At 42.7% G+C, this 5,146-nt stretch carries 6 protein-coding genes; 4 read left to right on the forward strand and 2 right to left on the reverse strand.

Annotated elements, in window-relative coordinates:
• Window positions 1-286: hypothetical protein (locus tag BUA75_RS16010; RefSeq protein ID WP_165612051.1), on the forward strand; the 286-nt coding region annotated here is incomplete at its 5' end.
• 121 nt (window positions 287-407) lie between these two features.
• On the opposite strand, the gene BUA75_RS15060 is transcribed toward BUA75_RS16010, so the two are convergent.
• The gene (locus BUA75_RS15060) at window positions 408-1,013 is read right to left on the reverse strand and encodes a rhodanese-like domain-containing protein (protein WP_072875411.1); all 606 of its coding nucleotides are present in this window, start codon (window positions 1,011-1,013) and stop codon (window positions 408-410) included.
• Between the two features lie 310 nt (window positions 1,014-1,323).
• Between BUA75_RS15060 and BUA75_RS15065 the strand changes: the two genes are divergently transcribed.
• The 3 genes from BUA75_RS15065 (at window position 1,324) to BUA75_RS15075 (ending at window position 4,269) form a co-directional block, all read left to right on the forward strand.
• On the forward strand, window positions 1,324-2,592 hold the full coding sequence (locus BUA75_RS15065; RefSeq protein WP_072875412.1) for an MFS transporter: 1,269 nt from the start codon (window positions 1,324-1,326) through the stop codon (window positions 2,590-2,592).
• Between the two features lie 37 nt (window positions 2,593-2,629).
• Window positions 2,630-3,010, forward strand: a complete 381-nt coding sequence (locus tag BUA75_RS15070; protein WP_083574420.1) for an ArsR/SmtB family transcription factor — start codon at window positions 2,630-2,632, stop codon at window positions 3,008-3,010.
• 134 nt (window positions 3,011-3,144) lie between these two features.
• Window positions 3,145-4,269 carry an MBL fold metallo-hydrolase gene (locus BUA75_RS15075; protein ID WP_072875414.1) on the forward strand — a complete coding sequence of 375 codons (1,125 nt, stop codon included), beginning with the start codon at window positions 3,145-3,147 and terminating at the stop codon, window positions 4,267-4,269.
• A 413-nt stretch (window positions 4,270-4,682) separates the two neighbouring features.
• On the opposite strand, the gene BUA75_RS15080 is transcribed toward BUA75_RS15075, so the two are convergent.
• The coding region (locus BUA75_RS15080; protein ID WP_207549790.1) for a transposase at window positions 4,683-5,146 on the reverse strand (464 nt) is incomplete at its 5' end.

Below are 5,146 nucleotides of genomic sequence, written 5' to 3' on the forward strand. Positions count from 1 at the left end.
GTGGAGCCTGTCGCCGGATTACAGTGTGGTGCAGGAGGACGACACGAAGATCAACGCCGTGGTCACACTGCACTTCCCGAATGGCACGGCGACCTACAGTATCCCGGATGTGATGACGGAGTACAACTATCCCAAGTGGTTTTTCAACGGCTGGGGTCTCACGCCAGCATGGATGAAACAGATCGTCACGCTCTATGATAAAGCGGTGGCGGCAGGCAAAGGTGCAGGGTATACACCCAACGGCGGTCTGGCGGTGCCGAAGAACCTGGAAGCGTGGTTGAAATGAGGGCGAGGCCGCTAAGGCTTCGCCTTTTTCTAGGTTAGAAAAGAATTCGATGAGGATGGTAGATTTATTTGAGTTTGCTATCCATTTTGTCACATGTAGTTTTATGACCTATAGGCTAGGCTCACTCTTGTACAACATGTTCGTACCAAGTGTTCAGTCCATTGGCAAAATAACGGACATTGTATCCTTCTGAGCGTAACTTTGCAGCTCCGTTTAATCCTCGATAAATGCCTGCACAATATACAACGTAGTTCTGACCATGGTCCAGGTTACGAGAAATATTTTCTAAATCTAATAAAGGTACATTGAGAGATTTCGGAATTTGTTTAGATTTCCATTCGCTCTCTGTACGTACATCAATGAGCACAGTGGAATCTTTCGATAGTTCATCAATCTCAATGCCTTCTAGAGTCAATATCGGATAACCGCCCTCTGTCCATTCATTATAATTCAAATAGCCGATGAGATTTCCACCTACTATTTGGATTGCACTTTGTACTTGGTCTGGAATTGTAGAGTTGAGTGTAATCACTACGACATTGCGGGGATTAGGCCAAATTTTACGCAGATTGACAAGAAAATCAGGCTCTGACTCAGGTAGATTCATTGAAAAGGGGATGAATCCGTTCATGAATTCAGCAACAGAACGCAAGTCTAATAAGTCAAACGGCCGATTTTCTTGAATTTTGTTGAATACTTCTGAGGCGAAAATCTTGTTAGGCCTCATTGGATTTCACCCCTCCTGAATTGACTCGCTTACTTAGTTTATTCCAATCACTACGCGCGCTACCCATGACATAGGACTAACGATTGATAGTGTTAACGATTATAGTAATTCGTAAATACGGATATACGAATATAATTATTGTACAATTCATGATGTTGGCTGACAAGAGATGAACGATGTCGTACATGTTAAGCAAACAGTATAAGAATAATGCGTTGACATATACTCACTTTAAGACTACAATGCATACATAAATTCGGATATTCGGATTCGCATATGTATAGAGATTACAAGAATTGAGGTGTTCATCATGAATCCACAGAAACATGCACTGGGTATCAAGCCGAATTTGTATCAGTTCCTTTGGCTGGTATTCATGACGATTTTGGTGGGGATGACAGTCGGATTAGAGCGAACGGTCGTTCCTTTACTGGGTAAAAACGTATATCACATTACTTCAATAACGATTATTTTTGCTTTTGTTATTGCCTTCGGTATTACGAAAGCAGTACTCAATTTAGTTGCAGGGCACCTTTCTGACAAACTTGGTAGACGTCCGATTCTTATTGTTGGTTGGCTACTAGGTATTCCCATGATCCTGCTCTTGCTATTTGTTCACAGTTGGACGGCAGTTATTGTTGCAAATGTTTTTCTTGGAGCAAATCAAGCGTTTGCATGGACGATGACTGTCACACAACAACTCGATCTGGCCGGACCGAAACAACGCGGACTAGCGATGGGTATTAACGAAGCGACCGGATACATCGGTGTTGCGATTTCGACAACACTAACTGGAATTATTGCAACCCATTATGGACTTTTACAGGCTCCATTTGTGTATGGTGCACTTGTTCTTTTTTTTGGACTAGGTACTAGTTTGCTGATCATTCGAGAAACGCGTGGGCATGTAATAAAAGAAGCCAATGTATCATCGCTAAAGAGTATGGAGGTAAAAACGGAGAAACCTGCAAAAGTAGGTGTGGGGCGTATCCTGTGGACGACCACTATTGCTAATCCAACACTTTCCGCTTGTAGCCAAGCGGGATTGGTAAACAAACTTGCAGATACACTTGTTTGGGCCATGCTCCCTCTTTTCCTTGCCGGGTTACACGTATCAATTGTTAATATTGGACTGATTGGTGGCACCTACACGGTGGTCTGGGGATTTGCACAATTTGGGACGGGAATCTTATCCGATATTATTGGTAGGAAACCGCCAATTGTTACAGGTATGGCGCTACTTGGACTTGGCATTCTAGCATTTGGGTTGGTTCATAGCTTGATGGGGTGGATCATTACCGCAGCCGTGATGGGACTTGGTATGGCATTGCTTTATCCTAATTTAAATTCTGCAGTGGCCGATGTTGCGCCGCCTGAAATGCGCGGAGGCGTACTTGGGGTGTATCGCTTATGGCGGGATGGTGGCTATGCGATTGGCGGACTTTTACTTGCTTTTACTATTCACTTAATGGGTATGCTGCACAGCTTGTATCTCATTGGTGTGATTGTTCTTGTTTCGATGTTGATTGTTCTTCTTCGAATGAAGGAGACTCACTCGCGTCGTTCGCTAAACGTATGACAGAAAAGAACAATGGTTACTAAAGGTGGGTTAACTCATGTTACCAAACAACTTTGACGATGCCAATGAACTTATGGAGGGGAACGTGAATATTGATGCAGTTTGTAAAGCGTTAGCGGAACCGATTCGACGATCCCTTTTAAAAATCCTTGGAGAGAAACAATACTTTTGTTATCTAAATGGAGAAATGGTTAATGGTGTATGTGTTCAAGATCTCAGTGCGTTGCTGAAATTACCACAATCCACTATATCGCGGCATTTGGCCATTCTACGACAAGCTGGTTTGGTCGGCCACCAACAAAAAGGGGTCTGGCATTATTACTTTTGCCGATCTGATACTCTGAGAACGATGAATCGTTGGCTTCAGTCCCTCATGCCTTCGGAAACGAATTCGGGAGGTGATGTGGGCAAGGAATAATGCACTATATGATATGAAAAGCTTTAAATACTGTCGCTAAGGCGAAGTTCAACTTATGAGATTCATTTTATATCAAGATATTAAGCTAGGTTGATTCTGTGAATACAGCCGTAAAATCAAGGGAGGTCAGGTCCATGGTAAAGAGAATTACAGTAGAAGAATTAAAGAAAAGGATGGACTCAAAGCAAGGGGTTGTCATTCTCGATGTGCGACCCTCGAACGCGTATCAGGAGTGGAGAATTCAGGGAGATAAAGTACGGTCTCTTAACATTCAAAATAGCAAACTAAAAGAATTTGGGGTAGAGTCTTTTTCTGATATTCCCAAACAACAGGAAGTGGTCACGGTTTGTGCACGGGGTATTTCTGCACAGGAAGCTGCTGAGTGGTTAGAGGAGAAGGGATATCAGGCATCCTACCTTGATGGAGGTATGAGTGCTTGGTCAGAGTTCTATGAGCCTGTTACCGTGATAAAGAATGAAAAGTATGCGATATATCAAATAATGCGTTTAGCAAAAGGGTGTTTATCCTACGTTATAACCTCCGGTCAACAAGCTATAATCGTAGATGCTGGACGCAATGTAGAACGTTACGAGGACTTCGCGAAACAATTGGGTGTTAAAATTACAGATGTTATTGATACCCATTTGCATGCCGATCATATTTCTGGCGGAAATGAATTGGCCAAACGAACAGGTGCGAAATATTGGATTTCGCCAGAGGAGACAGTAGGCGCCACGTTTAATTTTGTACCACTCAAAGATGGACAAACTTTGACGCTTGGAGAGGCAAAGATAAAAGTGTTTGGCTTACACACTCCGGGTCATACCATTGGCAGTATGAGTTTGCTTGTGGATGACAAGTATTTGTTGTCAGGGGACACGCTATTTATCAGTGGATTAGGACGTTCTGACTTAAAAGGACATGTTCAAGAGATGGCACACAAGATGTTTGAAACGGTGACAACGAAAATTGCTGCTATACCAGATGATGTCATTGTACTTCCAGGCCACTATTCTGATTTCCAAGAGATCAATACTGCTGGCTATGTTGGGGAATCAATGTCTACTGTAAGAAAAAATAATCCAATGTTGCACATGACAAATGAAACGGAATTTGTGAAAATCGCTGTCGGCAATGTCGGTGTGACACCGCCGAATCATGAGACAATTATCGCTATCAATCGTGGACAATTACATCCATCTAAGGAAGAACAAGCAGAATTGGAAGTTGGACCAAATCGATGTGCAGTGAAACATTAATTGAGAGGAAGACAAAACTATAAATAAGCAAGCCACTGGATCCAAATGATCTTGGCTTGCTTTTTTTCCAGACAACTGTTCACTGCTTCAACTTGTAAAGAATTTTAACTTTATTGAATAAAACAGACTCCAAAAATACTTGCGAACAAGGGAAATGTCTATGGTATGTGTGTGTATCCTGAATTTCATAGACAGAATATAGGTATAGCGCTACAATTCGCTTTAATTGAAAAGAGCAACCAGAAAATGTGAAGGGTTTAAACAGAAACATTCTCGAAATCCTGGAGCGAAGATGATGAATCTTCGCTCAGGCTGTCGAGAAAGACCACTGCGAGTGGTCTTTTTCAATTCAAGCAATATCTTTGTAGTTCGATTTACACAGGTTTGTATCAATGGGAAATGTGAATCGCTCTTCATCTAGCTCGTTTTGCTAGGTGAAGAGCGATTTTTTTCATGTTCTGACAGGCAGCGGTCATCAGTGCCTGTTCGAGCACCTTGTCCCTGCCTCGGAACCTCGCGTATCTGTATCCATGAAGTTGTTTCGCATCTGCAAAACTTCGCTCAATGGTTTGCTTTCGGAGTCGGTATAGGCGTTTCCCAGATTTACTTAATCGGTTCTCTCGGACCCTCTCTTTGCTATCCTCCCAAACGTGTCGTACCAAAACTTTTTGCTTGTTGCGGGAGCGTGTACACTGAGTCAGAATGGAACATGCCTTGCAAATTTCTGGGTCGGATTTGTACTCCCTGTAGCCTTCACGAGTTGTTGTTCGGTAAGTAAGTGGGTGTTTCTCTGGACATAGGTACGAATCCGTTTTCTTATCGTATCGGAACTTCCATTTGGGCATTAAACCCTTTGTGGGATGAAATCGGCGGTGAC

The organism is Alicyclobacillus tolerans (assembly GCF_900142255.1).
GTDB lineage: Bacteria > Bacillota > Bacilli > Alicyclobacillales > Alicyclobacillaceae > Alicyclobacillus_I > Alicyclobacillus_I tolerans.